At 56.4% G+C, this 17,622-nt stretch carries 18 protein-coding genes, 3 tRNA genes and 1 other RNA gene; 17 read left to right on the top strand and 5 right to left on the bottom strand.

The window, feature by feature from the left end; all coding sequences use genetic code 11:
• Window positions 1–10 precede the first annotated feature (10 nt).
• From cydX to HZZ01_RS08635, 13 genes are all read left to right on the top strand, one after another.
• Entirely contained in the window at window positions 11–115 is a 105-nt protein-coding gene (cydX, locus tag HZZ01_RS08695; protein WP_072040350.1) for a cytochrome bd-I oxidase subunit CydX, read from the top strand.
• Window positions 115–408, top strand: coding sequence for a cyd operon protein YbgE (gene ybgE, locus HZZ01_RS08690; RefSeq protein WP_179896485.1), 294 nt, complete (start codon window positions 115–117; stop codon window positions 406–408). The genes cydX and ybgE overlap by 1 nt, the downstream gene beginning before the upstream one ends.
• A gap of 178 nt (window positions 409–586) precedes the next feature.
• Window positions 587–991, top strand: a complete 405-nt coding sequence (gene ybgC / locus HZZ01_RS08685) for a tol-pal system-associated acyl-CoA thioesterase (protein WP_179896482.1) — start codon at window positions 587–589, stop codon at window positions 989–991.
• Window positions 988–1,674, top strand: a complete 687-nt coding sequence (gene tolQ / locus HZZ01_RS08680) for a Tol-Pal system protein TolQ (protein WP_090962944.1) — start codon at window positions 988–990, stop codon at window positions 1,672–1,674. The genes ybgC and tolQ overlap by 4 nt, the downstream gene beginning before the upstream one ends.
• Window positions 1,675–1,687: 13 nt before the next feature.
• Window positions 1,688–2,116 carry a colicin uptake protein TolR gene (gene tolR, locus HZZ01_RS08675; RefSeq protein WP_003853140.1) on the top strand — a complete coding sequence of 143 codons (429 nt, stop codon included), beginning with the start codon at window positions 1,688–1,690 and terminating at the stop codon, window positions 2,114–2,116.
• A 27-nt stretch (window positions 2,117–2,143) separates the two neighbouring features.
• Window positions 2,144–3,445, top strand: coding sequence for a cell envelope integrity protein TolA (gene tolA, locus HZZ01_RS08670; protein ID WP_179896480.1), 1,302 nt, complete (start codon window positions 2,144–2,146; stop codon window positions 3,443–3,445).
• A 115-nt stretch (window positions 3,446–3,560) separates the two neighbouring features.
• Complete coding sequence (gene tolB / locus HZZ01_RS08665; protein WP_179896478.1) at window positions 3,561–4,856, top strand: Tol-Pal system beta propeller repeat protein TolB; 1,296 nt, start codon at window positions 3,561–3,563, stop codon at window positions 4,854–4,856.
• Between the two features lie 51 nt (window positions 4,857–4,907).
• The gene (pal, locus tag HZZ01_RS08660; RefSeq protein WP_090962904.1) at window positions 4,908–5,435 is read left to right on the top strand and encodes a peptidoglycan-associated lipoprotein Pal; all 528 of its coding nucleotides are present in this window, start codon (window positions 4,908–4,910) and stop codon (window positions 5,433–5,435) included.
• 9 nt (window positions 5,436–5,444) lie between these two features.
• Window positions 5,445–6,239 (top strand): cell division protein CpoB, encoded by a 795-nt coding sequence (gene cpoB / locus HZZ01_RS08655; RefSeq protein WP_179896476.1) that lies wholly within the window; start codon window positions 5,445–5,447, stop codon window positions 6,237–6,239.
• Between the two features lie 164 nt (window positions 6,240–6,403).
• A tRNA-Lys gene (locus HZZ01_RS08650) sits at window positions 6,404–6,479 on the top strand.
• A 70-nt stretch (window positions 6,480–6,549) separates the two neighbouring features.
• A tRNA-Lys gene (locus HZZ01_RS08645) sits at window positions 6,550–6,625 on the top strand.
• Between the two features lie 46 nt (window positions 6,626–6,671).
• Window positions 6,672–6,747 (top strand) — tRNA-Lys (locus tag HZZ01_RS08640).
• 43 nt (window positions 6,748–6,790) lie between these two features.
• Window positions 6,791–6,924, top strand: a non-coding RNA gene (locus HZZ01_RS08635) — RtT sRNA.
• A 149-nt stretch (window positions 6,925–7,073) separates the two neighbouring features.
• Here the strand turns inward: HZZ01_RS08635 and HZZ01_RS08630 are convergent.
• The gene (locus tag HZZ01_RS08630) at window positions 7,074–8,549 is read right to left on the bottom strand and encodes an AlkA N-terminal domain-containing protein (protein WP_179896474.1); all 1,476 of its coding nucleotides are present in this window, start codon (window positions 8,547–8,549) and stop codon (window positions 7,074–7,076) included.
• Window positions 8,550–8,707: 158 nt separating this feature from the next.
• Between HZZ01_RS08630 and HZZ01_RS08625 the strand changes: the two genes are divergently transcribed.
• The 3 genes from HZZ01_RS08625 to pnuC all read left to right on the top strand — a co-directional run bounded on the left by HZZ01_RS08625 (window position 8,708) and on the right by pnuC (window position 11,184).
• A complete protein-coding gene (locus HZZ01_RS08625; protein ID WP_179896472.1) occupies window positions 8,708–9,250 on the top strand; it encodes a methylated-DNA--[protein]-cysteine S-methyltransferase in 543 nt (180 codons plus the stop codon).
• Window positions 9,251–9,376: 126 nt separating this feature from the next.
• The gene (gene nadA / locus HZZ01_RS08620; RefSeq protein ID WP_179896469.1) at window positions 9,377–10,438 is read left to right on the top strand and encodes a quinolinate synthase NadA; all 1,062 of its coding nucleotides are present in this window, start codon (window positions 9,377–9,379) and stop codon (window positions 10,436–10,438) included.
• 23 nt (window positions 10,439–10,461) lie between these two features.
• A complete protein-coding gene (gene pnuC, locus HZZ01_RS08615; protein WP_179896467.1) occupies window positions 10,462–11,184 on the top strand; it encodes a nicotinamide riboside transporter PnuC in 723 nt (240 codons plus the stop codon).
• Here the strand turns inward: pnuC and zitB are convergent.
• The 4 genes from zitB to HZZ01_RS08595 all read right to left on the bottom strand — a co-directional run bounded on the left by zitB (window position 11,178) and on the right by HZZ01_RS08595 (window position 16,264).
• Window positions 11,178–12,167, bottom strand: a complete 990-nt coding sequence (gene zitB, locus HZZ01_RS08610; RefSeq protein WP_179896466.1) for a CDF family zinc transporter ZitB — start codon at window positions 12,165–12,167, stop codon at window positions 11,178–11,180. The two genes, pnuC and zitB, sit on opposite strands and share 7 nt — an antisense overlap.
• Window positions 12,145–15,201 (bottom strand): ATP-binding protein, encoded by a 3,057-nt coding sequence (locus HZZ01_RS08605; RefSeq protein ID WP_218928144.1) that lies wholly within the window; start codon window positions 15,199–15,201, stop codon window positions 12,145–12,147. Before HZZ01_RS08605 ends, zitB begins: the two co-directional genes overlap by 23 nt.
• A gap of 14 nt (window positions 15,202–15,215) precedes the next feature.
• Entirely contained in the window at window positions 15,216–15,797 is a 582-nt protein-coding gene (locus HZZ01_RS08600) for a response regulator transcription factor (protein WP_179896462.1), read from the bottom strand.
• A gap of 98 nt (window positions 15,798–15,895) precedes the next feature.
• Window positions 15,896–16,264 carry a YbgS-like family protein gene (locus tag HZZ01_RS08595; protein ID WP_179896460.1) on the bottom strand — a complete coding sequence of 123 codons (369 nt, stop codon included), beginning with the start codon at window positions 16,262–16,264 and terminating at the stop codon, window positions 15,896–15,898.
• Window positions 16,265–16,551: 287 nt separating this feature from the next.
• On the opposite strand from HZZ01_RS08595, the gene aroG reads away from it, so the two are divergent.
• A complete protein-coding gene (aroG, locus tag HZZ01_RS08590) occupies window positions 16,552–17,604 on the top strand; it encodes a 3-deoxy-7-phosphoheptulonate synthase AroG (protein ID WP_179896458.1) in 1,053 nt (350 codons plus the stop codon).
• Window positions 17,605–17,622: the final 18 nt, after the last annotated feature.

Raw genomic sequence — 17,622 nt, 5'->3', positions numbered from 1 at the left:
GAGATGTCGCATGTGGTATTTTGCCTGGATTCTCGGCACGTTGCTGGCCTGTGCCTTTGGTATCGTGACCGCGCTGGCGATTGAACACGTTGAAGCGCAGGATGAGCCTCACTGATGCGTACGCCAATTCGGATGCTGTATGATCTGATGGATAAGGGCCCGTTACGGGCCCTTTCACTGATATTCGCGCTGCTGACGGCAGGTGGTGTGATGTGGGATCCGACCCGCTTTGCCAATCACGCGGGTCAGTTGCCAGCCCTGCAGGGGCTGGTGCTGATCTGGGCGGTCTGCAGTGGCGTAATCCACGGTGTCGGCTTCCGGCCACAGCAAACCCGATGGCAGGCGCTGTTTAGCCCGTTACCTGCCATGCTGGTGCTATTTATTGCGCTTTACCGTTTTTACCTTTAACACCCCGCCTCACCGGCGCTGTCAGTGAATATTTGTCAGCGTCTGGTCAATAAATCTCCCTGAAATCGTTCCATTTGTTACGGCGCGATAATTATTTTCACCTGGCTCTGACGAGCCATTCCCAACCCCAATTCTCTTGCGTATAGTAGCAACGTTTAAAACGAGGCCGGGATGTAGAGTGAGTACAACGCTGTTTCGCTGGCCGGTTCGGGTCTACTACGAAGATACTGATGCCGGTGGCGTGGTTTATCACGCCAGCTATATCGCTTTTTATGAACGAGCACGTACCGAAATGTTGCGACAGCATCATTTCAATCAGCATACGCTGCTGGAACAGCAGATCGCTTTTGTGGTGCGGCGCATAACGGTGGACTATCTTGCGGCGGCGCGTCTTGATGACCTTCTGGAGATCCAGAGCGAGGTCACCTCAATGACTCGGGCTACCATGACGTTCACTCAGCGTATCGTGAATACCGAAGGCAAAGTGCTCAATGAGGCAGAAGTCCTGATTGCCTGCATTAACCCTCATCTAATGAAGCCGATTGCGCTTCCCAAGTCTATTGTCGCGGAGTTCAAGCAGTGACTGACATGAACATTCTTGATTTGTTCCTGAAGGCGAGCCTTCTGGTCAAACTTATCATGTTGATTTTGATCGGCTTTTCTATTGCCTCCTGGGCCATCATTATTCAGCGCACACGTATTCTGAATGCGGCGGGAAGAGAAGCTGAGGCATTTGAAGACAAATTCTGGTCCGGTATCGAACTCTCGCGTTTGTATCAGGAGAGCCAGGAACGCCGGGAAGAGCTGGGCGGTTCGGAGCAGATTTTCTACTCCGGCTTCAAAGAGTTCGCCCGTCTGCATCGCGCCAATAGTCATGCGCCTGAAGCGGTCATTGAAGGTGCCAGTCGTGCGATGCGTATCTCTATGAACCGTGAGCTGGAAGCGCTGGAAAACCACATTCCGTTCCTCGGCACCGTCGGTTCTATCAGTCCTTATATCGGACTGTTCGGTACCGTCTGGGGGATCATGCATGCCTTTATCGCGCTGGGTGCGGTAAAGCAGGCGACGCTGCAGATGGTCGCACCGGGTATTGCTGAAGCACTGATTGCCACTGCGATCGGTCTGTTTGCGGCGATTCCTGCGGTGATGGCGTACAACCGTCTGAACCAGCGCGTGAACAAACTGGAGCAGGGCTACGACAACTTCATGGAAGAGTTCACTGCCATTCTGCATCGCCAGGCTTTCTCCAGCGATAGCGCTAAGTAAATAGAGGTTAATGATGGCCAGAGTACGTGGTCGCAAACGCCGCGACCTGAAGTCGGAAATCAACATCGTTCCGCTACTGGACGTCCTGTTGGTGCTGCTGCTGATCTTCATGGCAACGGCGCCCATTATTACCCAGAGCGTGGAAGTGGATCTGCCTGATGCGACCGACTCTAAAACGGTTTCCAGCGATGATAATCCGCCGGTGATTGTTGAAGTTGCGGGTGTGGGGCAGTACAGCCTGGTCGTGGATCACGATCGTATGGATCAGCTCCCGCCAGAGCAGGTGATCAGCGAAGCGCAGCGTCGACTGGAAGCGAATCCTAAGACGGTCTTTTTGATCGGAGGCGCGAAAGAAGTGCCTTACGATGAAATTATTAAAGCGCTCAACCTGCTGCATCAGGCGGGTGTTAAATCTGTCGGTTTGATGACGCAGCCGATTTAAAATCGAACCGTTTTTTGGGAACCGAGTGTGTCGAAGGCAACCGAGCAAAACGAGAAGTTAAAGCGCGCGATAATCATTTCGGTGATTCTGCATATCGTGCTGATCGCGCTGCTGATTTGGAGCTCGTTTAATGAGCACGTTGACCCCAGCAGTGCGGGTGGCGGAGGCAGTGATATTGATGCAGTGATGGTCGATCCCGGTGCCGTCGTGAGTCAATATAATCGTCAGCAGAACCAGCAGAGCGACAGCCAGCGGGCTGAGCAACAGCGTAAAAAGCAGGCGCAGCAGCAGGCTGAAGAGCTACAACAGAAACAGGCTGCTGAACAGCAGCGTCTGAAAGCGCTGGAAAAAGAGCGTTTAGCCGCGCAGGAAACCGCGAAAGAAGAGGCTAAACAGCAGGCTGAGCAGCAGAAAGCGGCAGAAGACGCCGCTAAACAGGCGCAGGAACAGCAGAAAACCGCTGAAGCAGCGGCAGCGAAAGCCAAAGCGGATGCCAAAGCCCAGGCGGATGCCCAGGCTAAAGCGACCGCTGAGCAGGCGAAGCAGGCCGCGGCTGACGCAAAGAAGCAGGCTGATCAGCAGGCGAAAGCCGCTGCTGCTGCTGCAGCCAAAGAGAAAGCCGTTGCGGAAGCGAAGGCAAAATCTGAAGCGGATGCAAAAGCGGCGGCTGAGGCCAAAGTGAAAGCGGCTGCGGAAGCAAAAGCCAAAGCGGCCGAAGAAGCAAAAGAGAAAGCCGCAGAAGCCAAAGAAAAAGCAGCAGAGGCCGCGAAAGAGAAAGCCGCTGAAGCCGCGAAAGAAAAAGCTGAAGCGGCTAAAGAAGTCGCCAAAGAGAAGGCGGAAGCAGCGGCTAAAGCGAAAGCCGATGCAGCGGCCAAAGCGAAGGCAGATGCTGCCGCTAAGGCCAAAGCAGATGCTAAAGCCAAAGCTGCCGCCGATGCGGCCAATGACAGCGATGTCGATGATTTGCTGGGTGGACTCACTTCCGGTAAAAATGCACCGAAAAGTGGCACCTCTGGTGGCGCAGCAGGGCAGGGAAACCAGAAGAAAGCGGGTGCATCTGGCGCGGAAATCAACTCCTACATGGGGCAGGTCGTGAGTGCGATTCAGAGCCGATTCTACGATGCCGATCTGTATCGCGGAAAAACCTGTGATTTGCGGATTAAACTTGCGCCTGATGGCTTGTTGATTGATGTTAAGTCAGAGGGTGGTGATCCCGCGCTCTGTCAGGCCGCGATTGCTGCCGCCAAACAGGCACGTATTCCGAAGCCGCCTTCGCAGGCGGTCTACGAAGTGTTTAAAAACGCCCCGATGCGTTTTAAACCGCAATAATGCAGTCACGGTCGGCAAGTTGATCTATGTTTAGCTTGCCGTACTTATGTTGTACTCGTGGTTTCCAGGAACAGTGCCAATTATCGTGGACTGAGGTTCAGATAAGGGAGATAAAATGAAGCAAGCTCTTCGCGTTACGTTAGGCTTTTTTATCCTGCTGTGGGCAGCCATGCTGCATGCAGAAGTTCGAATTGAGATCACCCAGGGTGTTAACACCGCGCGCCCGATTGGCGTGGTGCCGTTTAAATGGGCCGGTTCTGGCGCAGCGCCGGAAGATGTTGGCGGCATCGTGGCGGCTGACCTGCGCAACAGTGGTAAATTTAATCCACTGGACCGCTCACGTCTGCCACAGCAGCCAACCAGCGCGCAGGAAGTTCAGCCTGCCGCGTGGAGCGCACTCGGCATCGACGCCGTTGTCGTCGGTCAGGTCGCTTCTAACCCGGACGGCAGCTATCAGGTTTCTTACCAGCTGGTGGATACTGGCGGTGCACCGGGTACTGTGCTGTCACAGAACTCTTATAAAGTCACGAAGCAGTGGCTGCGTTATGCTGCTCACACTGCCAGTGACGAAACCTTCCAGAAGCTGACAGGCATTAAAGGCGCTTTCCGCACCCGCATCGCCTATGTCGTGCAGACCAACGGCGGCCAGTTCCCGTATGAACTGCGCGTAGCTGACTACGATGGCTATAACCAGTTCGTCGTGCATCGTTCACCACAGCCACTGATGTCGCCAGCCTGGTCTCCGGATGGCAGCAAAGTTGCCTACGTGACCTTTGAAAGCGGCAAATCTGCGCTGGTGGTTCAGACGCTGTCTAACGGTGCAATCCGTCAGGTCGCCTCTTATCCGCGTCACAACGGTGCCCCGGCCTTCTCGCCAGATGGATCTAAGCTCGCTTTCGCGCTCTCTAAAACCGGTAGCCTGAACCTCTATGTGATGGATCTGGCTTCAGGTCAGACGCGTCAGGTGACGGATGGTCGTTATAACAGTACTGAACCGACCTGGTTCCCGGACAGCCAGACACTGGCTTATACCTCCGATCAGGCGGGTGCCCCACAGATTTATAAAGTCGGTCTGAATGGCGGCACGCCACAGCGTATTACCTGGGAAGGTGGTCAGAACCAGGATGCGGATGTGGCAACAGATGGTAAATCAATGGTGATGATTAGCACCAACGGTGGTGCTCAACACGTCGCCAAACAGGATCTGGAAACGGGAGCCGTTCAAACGTTAACGGACACGTTCCTGGATGAAACGCCGAGCCTGGCACCAAACGGTACAATGGTAATCTACAGCTCTACTCAGGGTATGGGTTCCGTGTTGCAGTTGGTTTCAACCGATGGCCGTTTCAAAGCGCGTCTTCCGGCAACTGATGGACAGGTAAAATTTCCTGCCTGGTCGCCGTATCTGTAATGTCTGACAATTCAGACATCGCAAACAATAAACAATAATGGGATTTTTGAAATGCAACTGAACAAAGTGCTGAAGGGTTTGATGCTGGCTCTGCCGGTTCTGGCAGTAGCGGCTTGTAGCTCACACAAAAACAACAACAATGACCAGACTGGCTCAGGCGCTGATGGCGCTTACGGTGCAAATTCTGGCATGAACGGCAACGGCGGCAACATGTCTTCTGACGAGCAGGCTCGTCTGCAGATGCAGCAGCTGCAGCAGAACAACATCGTGTACTTCGGCCTGGACAAGTATGACGTTCAGTCTGATTACGCACAGATGCTGGATCAGCACGCGACCTTCCTGCGCAGCAACCCATCCTATAAAGTGACCATCGAAGGTCATGCGGATGAGCGCGGTACGCCGGAATACAACATCGCTCTGGGCGAACGTCGTGCCAGCGCCGTTAAAATGTACCTGCAGGGCAAAGGCGTGTCGGCTGATCAGATGTCTATCGTTTCTTACGGTAAAGAGAAGCCAGCCGTTCTGGGTCATGACGAAGCAGCGTATTCTAAAAACCGTCGTGCCGTTCTGGTCTACTAAGAGAATCACATGGTTAGTAACTTCAGACGTCATCTGTTGAGTCTGTCGTTACTGATTGGCGTAGCGGCCCCCTGGGCCGCTAATGCCCAAGCGTCAATCAGTAGCGTTGGCTCCGGCTCGGTCGAAGACCGTGTCACCACTCTCGAACGAATCTCTAATGCCCAGGCTCAGCTGATGCAGCAATTGCAGCAGCAGATGAGCGATAACCAGCGTGATATCGATGCGCTGCGTGGGCAAATCCAGCAAAACACGTATCAGTTGAATCAGGTGGTTGAGCGGCAGAAGCAGCTTTACCAGCAGATTGACACGCTGAGCAGCGCCAGCAGCAGCGGCGGGCAACAGGCAGCCAGCAGCGATGCCGCAGCGGATACAGGCGCAGCAGCATCCGCAGGCGCGGCAGCATCAACGGAGAGCGCACCTGCGCAGACCGGTGACGCTAACCGCGATTACAATGCGGCTGTGGCGCTGATTCTGGAGAAGAAACAGTATGACCAGGCGATCAGTGCGCTTCAGGCGTGGGTAAAACGTTACCCTGATTCGACCTATCAGCCGAATGCAAATTACTGGCTGGGTCAGCTGAACTACAACAAAGGCAAAAAGGACGACGCGGCTTATTATTACGCCACGGTAGTAAAAAACTATCCGAAGTCGCCGAAAGCTGCAGAAGCGTTGTTGAAAGTAGGTGTGATCATGCAGGAGAAAAAAGACACGGCGAAAGCCAAAGCGGTCTTCCAGCAGGTGATCAAACTTTATCCAGACACCGAATCTGCTAAACAAGCTCAGAAACGTCTGAGTGGCCTGTAATTTGTCCGGTTCAGACCAGATATCGTGTGATTTCTGGTCTTGCCGTATGAAAGGTAAGCAACTGAACCATCTGGCAGAAATAAGAGTTGCGCTACCCCGCTAAATCAGTAATATATGCCGCCGTTGCCGGGACACATTGAAAAGTGTCTGGTAAGCCTGAAGATGGGTCGTTAGCTCAGTTGGTAGAGCAGTTGACTTTTAATCAATTGGTCGCAGGTTCGAATCCTGCACGACCCACCATCTCCTTCAGACGCGCTTTTACCGCGCAGTTTTAAGAAGAACACTTCAGCATTGCTTCACAACCTAAGATGGGTCGTTAGCTCAGTTGGTAGAGCAGTTGACTTTTAATCAATTGGTCGCAGGTTCGAATCCTGCACGACCCACCATCTTATCTCAGCCGCCTGGCGCGCTGAACGGTTGTAAGCCCCCAGCGGGTCGTTAGCTCAGTTGGTAGAGCAGTTGACTTTTAATCAATTGGTCGCAGGTTCGAATCCTGCACGACCCACCAATTAAGAAAGAAGCGCCTTTAAGGCGCTTTTTTCGTTTCCGGGGTACGGATGTCACCGTGCAGGGTGAGAACCTGCAGCAGGTTCGACTGAATCGCCCGGCGATTCAGGCTAATGCGTCAGCATCACCCGCAGGGCGAGGCCCCGGATGGGCCGAGGCAATCCTGCACGACCCACCAATTAAGAAAAAAGCGCCCTTTGGGCGCTTTTTTCGTTTCCGGGGCACGGACATCACCGCAGGGTGAGGCCCGTGCCGTCCTCTTTTGACACTGTTCCCTGCGCGTCGGGTTTATTCGCGGCTGAGAAGAATGACTCTCAATTATCACCGTCACGCCTTTTTCTTTACCTTCGCCACTGCCAGGCTCTCCCAGATATGCATCACTGCATAGCTGCGCCAGGGACGCCAGGATTGCGAGCGCGCCTCTGCTTCTTTGGATGACATGCCGCCCAGATTATTACGGATGGCGATATCCTCTTTGGGAAAAGCATCTGGCCAGCGCAGGGCGCGCATCGCGATATAGTGCGCGGTCCAGGGACCAATGCCGGGCAGGCTGACCAGCTTTTTTATCACCTCATCAGGCGGCTGCGCGGCACTGAGACGCAGATCGCCGCTGGCGCAGGCGGCGGCAAAAGCGAGGATGGCGCGGGATCGGGCGGCGCTGACAATTCCCATTGGCGCAACATCGTCTACCGTCAGTCCGGCGATGCGTTCAGGATGCGCGGTGTAGCGGGTCAAATCCGCAAACGGCGTTTCACACGGCTCGCCAAAGGCAGCGGCAAAACGGCTGCTGACCGTGGTGGCGGCTTTGACGGTCACCTGCTGGCCGATAATCGCGCGCACGCCCAGTTCAAAGGCATCGAAGGCGCCAGGCACACGCAGACCCGGATGTGCGATCAGGCTGGGTGCCAGAAGCGGATCCTGAGCCAGACAGGCGGCGATATGCTGCGGTTGTGCGTCGAGATCGAACAGATCGCGCAGGCGGCGCAGCAGCAGCGGCAAAACCGGCGTCAGTGAGGTTGAGAGCGTCACCTGCAGCGCGTTCTTCTGCGGCAGATGGGAAACACTGACCCAGCCCCGGCAGCGTCCCAGCGCCACGGTGCGTCGCCAGCAGCCATCTTCCACTGCCTCAACCTCTTTCATCAGATGTGTCTGCAAAAACCAGAGCATCGCCGCCCAATCGTAGGGAGGGCGATAAGCCAGCCGCAGCGTCACGCGGTCGCCAGGCTGCGCACGTTTCGTGCCTGTATCGTCACGGCGCAGCGCGCTCGGCGTCATACGGTAGCGCGCCTGGAAAACATCATTGAAACGGCGCAGGCTGCTGAAGCCGCTGGCGTAAGCGACTTCTGTGACCGGCAATTGCGTTTCTGTCAGCAGTTGCTTTGCCAGCAGCATTCGCCGCGTCTGCTTCAGCTCCAGTGGCGAGACACCGAGTTCATGTTGCACAATACGGCGCAGCTGACGCAGGCTGAGACCGAATTCAGCGGCAATCGCCTCCAGTCCTTCGCGTTCCTCCAGCATCCCTTCTTCAATACGCTGAATCAGCTGCTCCGCCACGCGATGCGGCTGATCAACCGGCGCATTGCCGGGAGCCAGCTCAGGCCGACAGCGCAGGCAGGGTCTGAAGCGTGCTTTCTCCGCCGCCTCGGCGCTGCTGAAGAAAAGGCAGTTCTTCTGCATCGGCGCTTTGACCGGGCAGACCGGACGGCAATAGATGCCGGTTGAGGTCACGCCCACAAAGAAAACGCCGTCAAAGCGGGTATCACGAGAAGTCAGCGCCTGATAGGCAATGTCGGGATCGAGCATGTCATTTCTCCGGTAAATAAGCGCAGCCTACACCGGTGAATCCCGGCAGACTGGCTGTATTCGGACAGCACAACAGTTTATAGCCATGACCGAAAACAGCCAGTCAGGCTGATGAAAAGTGCAATACTGGGTGTCGGAATCGTGACGGGAGAATCACCATGTACTACTTCAAACCGATAGTTACCCCGGTAGGCGAGCTGAAACTGGTCGCCAGCGATAGCGGCCTGGCGGGGATCTTGTGGGAAAACGACGATCCGAAACGCACCCGGTTTTTGCCGCAAACGCGCAATGACGATCATCCCATTCTGATCGAAACCGAGCGTCAGCTCACTGAGTACTTTACCGGCGCTCGTCGCTGTTTTGCGTTGCCGCTCGACATGGTCGGCACCGACTTTCAGAAAAAAGTCTGGCAGGCGCTGGTGGCGATCCCATTTGGTGAGACGCGCAGCTACAGCCAGATTGCACGGGAGATCGGTCATCCGCTGGCGGTGCGTGCGGTCGGCGCGGCCAACGGTCGTAATCCCCTCTCCATCGTCGCGCCGTGCCATCGCGTGATTGGTGCCAACGGCAAGCTGACCGGCTTTGCGGGCGGGCTGGATATCAAAGCCTTCCTGCTGGCACTGGAAGCGCCACAGAAACCGCTGGTGCTGGCGGATAAAACGCAGCCGGGTAGGGCAGGTGCTGTAATGCAGGCCGAGTAAAAATCTCACGACACAGTGTGGCTTTTCCGCTATCTTGTTTAGCATATAAAACATTAAGGCGGTTTCTTCGCCACGATCCGCCTTATCAGGCGATTTTCGTTAATTAGACAAAACGAGAGCTGTGTCATGAGTGTGATGTTCGATCCTGAAAGCGCCGTTTATCCTTTCCCGCCAAAACCAGCCCGCCTGAGTGACGATGAAAAGGCGTTTTACCGTGAGAAAATCAAAGCGCTTCTGAAGGCGCGAAACGCGGTAATGGTGGCGCACTATTACACCGATCCGGAAATTCAGGCACTGGCGGAAGAGACCGGCGGCTGCGTCTCCGACTCGCTGGAGATGGCGCGTTTCGGCAGCAATCATCCGTCGACCACGCTGCTGGTAGCGGGCGTGCGTTTTATGGGTGAAACCGCCAAAATCCTCAGTCCCGAAAAAACCGTGCTGATGCCGACTCTGCAGGCGGAGTGCTCACTGGATCTTGGCTGTCCGATCGAGGAGTTTAACGCTTTTTGTGATGCGCACCCTGATCGCACCGTGGTGGTCTATGCCAATACCTCGGCGGCCGTCAAAGCGCGGGCCGACTGGGTAGTCACATCCAGCATTGCGGTAGAGCTGATCGAGCATCTCGACAGTCTGGGTGAAAAGATCATCTGGGCACCGGATCGTCACCTTGGCCGCTACGTCACCCGGATGTCGGGCGCGGATGTGCTGTGCTGGCAGGGCGCCTGCATCGTGCATGACGAGTTCAAAACCCAGGCGCTGCAGCGCATGAAAGCGCTCTATCCCGATGCGGCGGTGCTGGTGCATCCTGAGTCACCGCAGGCAATCGTCGATCTGGCGGATGCGGTCGGCTCGACCAGCCAGCTGATTCAGGCGGCAAAGTCCCTGCCGCATCCGCAGATGATTGTCGCCACCGATCGCGGCATTTTCTACAAAATGCAGCAGGCGGTGCCAGACAAAGAGCTGCTGGAAGCGCCGACCGCCGGTGAAGGTGCAACCTGCCGCAGCTGTGCCCACTGTCCGTGGATGGCGATGAACGGCCTTAAAGCCATCGCAGAGGCGCTGGAGTCGGGTGGGATGGAACATGAGATTCAGGTGGACGAGACACTGCGAGAGGCGGCGTTACTGCCGCTTAATCGCATGCTATCCTTTGCAGCGGAACTTAAACTCAACGTGAAGGGCAACGCCTAAGCGTTCCCGGACAGGTGCTTTGCATGGATTTCTTCAGCACACATAATATTCTGGTTCATATTCCTCTGGGTGCCGGAGGCTACGATCTCTCATGGATTGAGGCCATCGGCACGCTCGCAGGCCTGCTCTGTATCTGGTTTGCCAGCCTGGAAAAGATCATCAACTATCCCTTCGGCCTGATTAACGTCACGCTGTTTGCGGTGATCTTCTTTCAGATCCAGCTCTACGCCAGCCTGCTGCTGCAGCTCTTCTTCTTTGCCGCCAATATCTACGGCTGGTACGCCTGGAGCCGTCAGACAGAAGATCACCAGGCGGCGCTGAAAATCCGCTGGCTGCCTCTGCCTAAAGCGCTGGCCTGGGCAGCAGGTTGTGTGATTGCGATTGCGCTGATGACCCTCTACATCGATCCGGTGTTTGCGCTGTTAACCCGCGCGGCAGTGACGCTAATGAACGGTCTTGGCCTGTCGGTGGCAATGCCCGTGTTGCAGCCGGATGCATTCCCATTCTGGGATTCCTGCATGATGGTGTTGTCGATTGCCGCGATGGTGCTGATGACGCGCAAATATGTTGAGAACTGGCTGCTGTGGGTCATCATCAATGTGATTAGCGTAATGATTTTCGCCCGTCAGGGCGTGTATGCGATGTCGCTGGAGTATGTCATTCTGACGCTGATAGCGCTAAACGGATCACGCATGTGGATCCGCAGCGCGCGGCAACAGGGTTCCCGCGCGCTGTCGGCTCAGTGAGTGTGCGCTTTGCCTTTAGCATGAGCATGGTCATGATCAGAATCGTGAGAATGACTGTGGTCATGACGGGTGGCAGGCGCACTGCTTAAACCGAGTTCACACTCGGCGCCGGCACAGGGCTGATACTCCATCTGCACCGTTGCGTGCGCAATCTGATAGTTCTCGCGCAGATAGTCGTGAATGCGATGCAGCAGCGCATCATGATCGTAAGGCGGGATCACCTGAGCATGCAGCGTCAGTAGCGGCTTTTCGCCCACCTGCCATAGATGCACATGGTGAACATTGCGTACCTCGGCAATGTTCAGGGTGAGATCGCGTATCAGCCGGTTTACATCCAGCGAATGCGGTGCGCCTTCCAGTAACTCCTGCAGACTCTCACGCAGCAGCGACCAGGCGCTGCGCAGCACCAGCAGTGACACCAGCAACGACAGAATCGGGTCGATTGGCGTCCAGCCGGTCAGCAGAATGATCACCGCCGCGACAATCGCGCCCACTGAACCAAGCAGGTCGCCCATCACGTGCAGCGCTGCCGCACGCACGTTAAGGTTCTTCTCTCCGCTGCCATGATGCAGCAGCCAGAACGAAAGAATATTGGCCAGCAGACCACCTATCGCGATGCCCAGCATCAGTCCGCCGGTGACCGGTTGCGGGTCGGCAAAGCGGCGTACTGCCTCCCAGACGATCAGCGCAGTAATGCCGAGCAGCGCAATGGCGTTAACAAACGCCGCGACTGTGGTCAGACGCAGCAGGCCAAAGGTGTGCCGTGCATTGGGTTTACGGCGTGAGAAATGGACCGCCAGCAAGGCCATCAGCAGTGCGGCGGCATCGGTCAGCATATGTCCGGCGTCCGCCAGCAACGCCAGTGAACCAGAGAGCCAGCCGCCAATGACTTCAGCAACCATGAAGACGACGGTCACCCCGAAGGCGGCCGCCAGACGCGTGCGATTACTATCCTGCCCGCTATGAGTGTGGGTGTGTGCCATAAGTTTCCAGTTTTTTCAGTAACCTGTTTGCTAATAATATCAGTAATTGCCACGTCTCAGACGTGTCCTGATTCTGTTTTACCTGCTCCGTCAGTTGCTGGCTGATCTGCGCGCCATGCTCCAGCCCGACCAGTAACCAGCTTCCTTTCATCCGGTGTGCTGCCTCGGCGAACTGCGTCCAGTCCGCGCGATCGTGCGCCTCGTGCATCAACGCCAGATCCTGCGTCACGGTGCTGTGCAGCGTATGGCTCAGTCGGCTGAGGAATTTTTCATTCTGCTGTGCCAGTTGCCACAGATTGTCATCCAGCGACGCCAGAGGATCGTCCTGCCACTCCTGCTGCCACTCTGCCAGCAGCGCGCTGAGATCGGTTAACTGCACCGGTTTGATCAATACCCGCTCCCGCTCCTCCAGGGCGCGCGACAGCAGCTGCGCATCAGCCGAGCAGAGCACCCGTACCGCCTGCCGTCTCCGCTGGCGGTCACGCCGACGCAGTATCCGCAGTAGCAGCGTGCCGTCGGGACGCGGCATCATCTGGTCGATAAACAGCAGGTCATAAGGCTCATGTGCATCGGCCTGCAATAGCGCGCGCCCGTGTTCAAAGATGTCAGCCTGAATCGCAAAGCGCGCCAGCTGCTGCTGCATCACCAGCAGATTGGTCGGATGGTCATCAACAATCGCCACCCGAAGCTGCGGCAAGCCGGGCAGGGCCGTCTCGTTCACGTGGCTTGCTGGCGCGCAGGCCTCCAGCGGCAGCGACACGGTGACCTGGGTGCCGCGACCGGGTTCAGAGGCGAGCCGGATATCACCGCCCATCCGCAGCACCATTTCCCGGCAGATGAACAGTCCCAGGCCGCTGCCCTGCACCGAGACCGATTTTCCGGACGGTGCCTGATACCACGGGTCAAACAGCTTCTGCTGTTCCTCGGGCGGGATACCGCTGCCGCTGTCGCTCACGGTGAGAATCAGCTGTTGATCCTGGGCAGCCAGGGTCAGGCGAATCGCGCCGTGGCGGGTAAATTTCAGCGCATTAGTCATCAGGTTGTTCACCACCTGCTGCAAACGGTCGGTATCGATCAGCACCGTGTCAGGCAGCGGCGTCAGGGCTTCGACGATCAGACGCGGACCGTCACCCCGCATTAACGGATGATAAAAGTGCTGCTGCTGACTGAGCCACTGCGCCAGCGCCAGCGGACGGGGTGCCAGGGTAAAACTGTTACTCTCGATGCGCGCATGATCCTGCAGGTCATTCAGCAGGGTCAGCAACGATTGTGCGCTGCTGTGCAACAACGTCAGGTTCTGGCTGCTGTGCTGCTGCTTCTCAAGCTCAAGCAGTCCGAGGATCGCCTGCATCGGCGTGCGAAGCTCGTGGCTGACGGTCGCCAGAAACTGGCTCTTCATCGCGTTAGCGTGCTCTGCCTGTTCGCGTTGCTGACGCTCCCGGCGCTGCTGCCAGTAACGGCGTGCCAGCAACAGTAACAGCAGCACAATCGCTGCACCGGCCACCGCCAGCACCATCATCGGCAGCGACCCCATGACCATCACACTGCCAGGTTGCGGCGGCGTTGACCAGCTGTCACGCATCTGGCTCTGGGTATCGGCTGGGATCTGCTGCAAAGCGCGGTCCAGCAGCGTGCGCAGCACCGCCTGGTCCGGTGTGACACCCAGCGCGATGGGCCAGGCGATATCGCTGGCGGCAAAGGCCAGGTGGATGCGCGCATCATCGCGGCTGGCGATACGCCAGCGGGCGGAGAGCACGTTATCGACCAGCACATCGATCTGCCCTTTTGCCAGCGCATCATAGAGGCTATTACGATCGGCAAACTGCTGCGGCTGTAGCTCTGCAGGCAACAGACGCAGCGCCAGGTCATCCTGTAATACGCCAATCCGTTTGCCGTGCAGGTCACGCCAGTTCGCCAGCGTGTCGGACTGGATGCTGTAGATGCCCCACAGTGCACGCCATACCGGCAGCGAGGTGCTCTGCATCGCATCACCATTAAGCGGTTGCATCAACTGGAGCATCGCCTGCTTTTGCTCAATCAGGGTGCTGGCCTGGCGGGGATTGCTGACCCACACCGGTTCAAACTGCAACCCGGTGCTCTGTGCTATCGCTTTCAGTAAATCCACGCCGTAGCCTCTGGCGGTCCCGCTGGCATCGCGGTAGCTCCAGGGATAGTTGTCCGGTTCGGCGGTGTAGGTAATACGCGGATGCCCGGCGATCCAGGCGCGTTCATCAGGGCTGAGCATCAGGGTCTGCGTATCCTGATAGCGCGGCAGGTTACTGCTCCAGCGGGCCTGTAGCGTGTTCATCAGTTCCGCTGGCAACTGACGCAGGCTCTGATTAATCCAGCTGATAAGCTGGGGATCACGCGCCACTGCGCGCAGATTGAGTTGTCCGGCTTCGATGTGGGAAGCGATCTGGTAAATCTGGCCCTGCTGAAGCTGGCTTAACAGAAAACCGGCGCTGGTCTCATCCGCCACCACATAGTCATTTTGCTGATTGAGCAGGGTATAGAGCGCCTGCAGATCGCTGCTGTAGCGTCTGAAACTGTGGCGGGCCGCCAGCGCGGGCGGCAGCTGAGCCAGCGTGCTGTTGCTGATCGCCAGCTGGGCATTCTGGCTGTTAAACATCACGGCACGCTGGTTTTGCTGATTGCGGTAGACCCGCAGCGGGCTGCTATACCAGTTATCGCTGCTCAGGGTGCCGGCTGGCAGGGGTGTGGCCCACATGCCCAGCGCAAAATCGATCTGGCCGCTGCTCAGTGCCTGCATCAGATGTTGCTGATCGCTGTAAAGATTGAGCGTGAACTGCGCGCCAGTAAGCTGTCGCAGCGCAGAAAGATAGTCGGCATTAATGCCATAGAGGTCATTGCCGATGCGCATCGCCCAGGGCGCATGGTTTTCTTCCAGCAGGCCGACGCGCAGGATTTTGCCCTGCATCGTTTCTGCGTGCGTCACCGGCAGCATCATCGGCAGATTGACGCTGCTCACCGGACGCACCTCAGCCAGGACGGAGCCGCACAGCAACAGCAGCATCAGCAGCAAAAATCTCACAACTGCGCCTTCCACAGGTCAGCCAGCTCGACCACCGAACGGGCACCGGTTTTTTCCAGAATATTCTTTTTATGGGTGCTGACCGTTTTGTTGCTGATGTGCAGCTGCGCAGCGATTTGCAAATTAGACAGACCGCTGGCCAGGAGTGCCAGAATCTGCCGCTCTTTCTGGGTTAACGGCAGTTCAGGCTCATCATCCATCTCCGGGAAAGCCATCTGCCCGCCGAGCACGGCCAGGATGGCGCTGAGCAGTTGCGCCATGCGCTGACTCTTCACGACGTAACCAGCGGCACCCAACGCCTGGGCGCGGCGCACATAGTGGCGGGTCTGCTGCGCAGAGTAGATGAGGACCGGGCAATCGGGCCGATGGATCTTCAGGCGACGCAGGAGCTCCAGCCCATCACTATCCGGCAGGCCGATATCCAGCACGATAATGTCCAGTGGCTGCTGAAGCAGGGGACGGGCGGCTTTTTCACTGCTGGCAGAGAGGAGCTGAACCGGAATGGGTGACTGGCTCAGGGCGGCTTCAAGTGCCACTTCAACCAGCGGATGATCGTCAATCAGAAGCAAAACAGCCATGAAGGATTCCCTGTAAATTTCACAGGATTAGCATAGCGGAAGAGTGGGGCAGAGGGGAAAAAAACCCGGAAAGCCGAAGCAATCCGGGTTAAACAGAATTACTGAGTAGTACCGTCGGTTTTAGTATCTACGTCACCGCCGCCCACTTTAGTCTGAACTTTTTTATTGATGTTTGGACATTTGCCATCTTTACACTGGGCGTTCTGGTCCATTTCGTTAGCAGACATATTACCCTGGCTGGTGGTGCTGCCAGACGTTGCAGGATTAGTGTCATTACCAGTGTTATTAATTTTGTCGTTATCAACTTTATTTGGCGGCAGATTCTCTTTCGCTCCGCCCGCTGCTGCACCTGCACTGGCCGCCTGGTTAGCTGTACCGTTATTGCTGCTGCTGTCCGCGGCCAGTACCGCACCACTGCTCAGTGTCATTGCTGCTGTCAAAAAAACTAAGGCTAACTTTTTCATCATTATGCTCCCGTTAATAAATGAAGTTGCTTTAAGCCCAGAGGTGCAATTTCGGGTAATAAAATCCCTGACGAAATATAATTCGCCGGCTGGCTTAAACAGGGTGATTAAATTTGGTAAGCGGAATGTTCCTCAGTGCTTACTGTTAAAAAGTCTAGTCGCTAACCTGATTAATGCAAATATGACCCGCACATTTTACCCGCAGTGGGAATTTACACCCCTGGCGCTTCGGGCTACATTGGGCAGGTTGTGTCCGGCGGGCGCCGGGCCAGAAATAATATGGAATCAGTATGAATTACCAGAACGATGACTTACGCATCAAAGAGATTAAAGAGCTGTTACCTCCGGTTGCGCTGCTCGAAAAATTCCCGGCGACCGATCGTGCTGCACAGACCGTTTCACAGGCCCGTCAGGCGATTCATCAGATTCTGCAGGGCAAGGATGACCGCCTGCTGGTGGTGATTGGTCCCTGCTCCATTCATGACACAGAAGCGGCGAAAGAGTATGCCGACCGCCTGCTGGCGCTGCGTGATGAGCTAAAAGGCGAGCTGGAAGTGGTGATGCGGGTCTATTTTGAGAAGCCGCGCACTACGGTGGGCTGGAAAGGGCTGATTAACGATCCGTATATGGACAACAGTTATCAGCTCAACGACGGTCTGCGTCTGGCGCGTAAGCTGCTACTGGATATCAACGACAGTGGTTTACCGGCGGCGGGTGAGTTTCTGGATATGATTACCCCGCAATATATGGCAGACCTGATGAGCTGGGGCGCGATTGGTGCGCGTACCACGGAATCTCAGGTTCACCGCGAGCTGGCATCGGGTCTGTCCTGTCCGGTCGGTTTCAAAAACGGCACCGATGGCACCATTAAGGTCGCGATCGATGCGATTAACGCGGCGGGTTCGCCACACTGTTTCCTGTCAGTAACAAAGTATGGCCACTCCGCCATTGTGGAAACCAGTGGCAACGGTGATTGTCATATCATTCTGCGCGGCGGTAAAGCGCCAAACTACAGCGCGCAGCATGTGGCTGAGGTCAAAGAGGGTCTGGCAAAAGCGGGTCTGCCACAGCAGGTGATGATCGATTTCAGCCACGCCAACAGCAGCAAGCAGTTCCAGCGTCAGATGGTCGTGGCTGATGATGTTTCACAGCAGTTGATAAACGGTGAGCAGGCGATTGTCGGTGTGATGATTGAGAGTCATCTGGTGGAAGGCAACCAGAGCCTGGAGAGCGGCGCGCCGCTGGTCTATGGCAAAAGCGTCACCGACGCCTGTATCGGCTGGGAAGATACCGACAAAGTGCTGCGTCAGCTGGCGGCAGCGGTCAAACAGCGCCGCGGTTGATTCCTGACCTGACTTTGT

The organism is Pantoea sp. WMus005 (assembly GCF_013415305.1).
Taxonomy (GTDB): Bacteria; Pseudomonadota; Gammaproteobacteria; order Enterobacterales; family Enterobacteriaceae; genus Pantoea; species Pantoea rara.
This window is presented reverse-complemented; position numbering and strand designations above follow the sequence as displayed.

Coding starts and splice junctions, on each gene's coding strand:
- cydX (WP_072040350.1), top strand. CDS start 11: ATGTGGTATTTTGCCTGGATTCTCGGCACGTTGCTGGCCTGTGCCTTT.
- ybgE (WP_179896485.1), top strand. CDS start 115: ATGCGTACGCCAATTCGGATGCTGTATGATCTGATGGATAAGGGCCCG.
- tolR (WP_003853140.1), top strand. CDS start 1,688: ATGGCCAGAGTACGTGGTCGCAAACGCCGCGACCTGAAGTCGGAAATC.
- tolB (WP_179896478.1), top strand. CDS start 3,561: ATGAAGCAAGCTCTTCGCGTTACGTTAGGCTTTTTTATCCTGCTGTGG.
- pal (WP_090962904.1), top strand. CDS start 4,908: ATGCAACTGAACAAAGTGCTGAAGGGTTTGATGCTGGCTCTGCCGGTT.
- cpoB (WP_179896476.1), top strand. CDS start 5,445: ATGGTTAGTAACTTCAGACGTCATCTGTTGAGTCTGTCGTTACTGATT.
- HZZ01_RS08630 (WP_179896474.1), bottom strand. CDS start 8,549: ATGCTCGATCCCGACATTGCCTATCAGGCGCTGACTTCTCGTGATACC.
- HZZ01_RS08625 (WP_179896472.1), top strand. CDS start 8,708: ATGTACTACTTCAAACCGATAGTTACCCCGGTAGGCGAGCTGAAACTG.
- nadA (WP_179896469.1), top strand. CDS start 9,377: ATGAGTGTGATGTTCGATCCTGAAAGCGCCGTTTATCCTTTCCCGCCA.
- pnuC (WP_179896467.1), top strand. CDS start 10,462: ATGGATTTCTTCAGCACACATAATATTCTGGTTCATATTCCTCTGGGT.
- zitB (WP_179896466.1), bottom strand. CDS start 12,167: ATGGCACACACCCACACTCATAGCGGGCAGGATAGTAATCGCACGCGT.
- HZZ01_RS08605 (WP_218928144.1), bottom strand. CDS start 15,201: ATGCTGCTGTTGCTGTGCGGCTCCGTCCTGGCTGAGGTGCGTCCGGTG.
- HZZ01_RS08600 (WP_179896462.1), bottom strand. CDS start 15,797: ATGGCTGTTTTGCTTCTGATTGACGATCATCCGCTGGTTGAAGTGGCA.
- HZZ01_RS08595 (WP_179896460.1), bottom strand. CDS start 16,264: ATGATGAAAAAGTTAGCCTTAGTTTTTTTGACAGCAGCAATGACACTG.
- aroG (WP_179896458.1), top strand. CDS start 16,552: ATGAATTACCAGAACGATGACTTACGCATCAAAGAGATTAAAGAGCTG.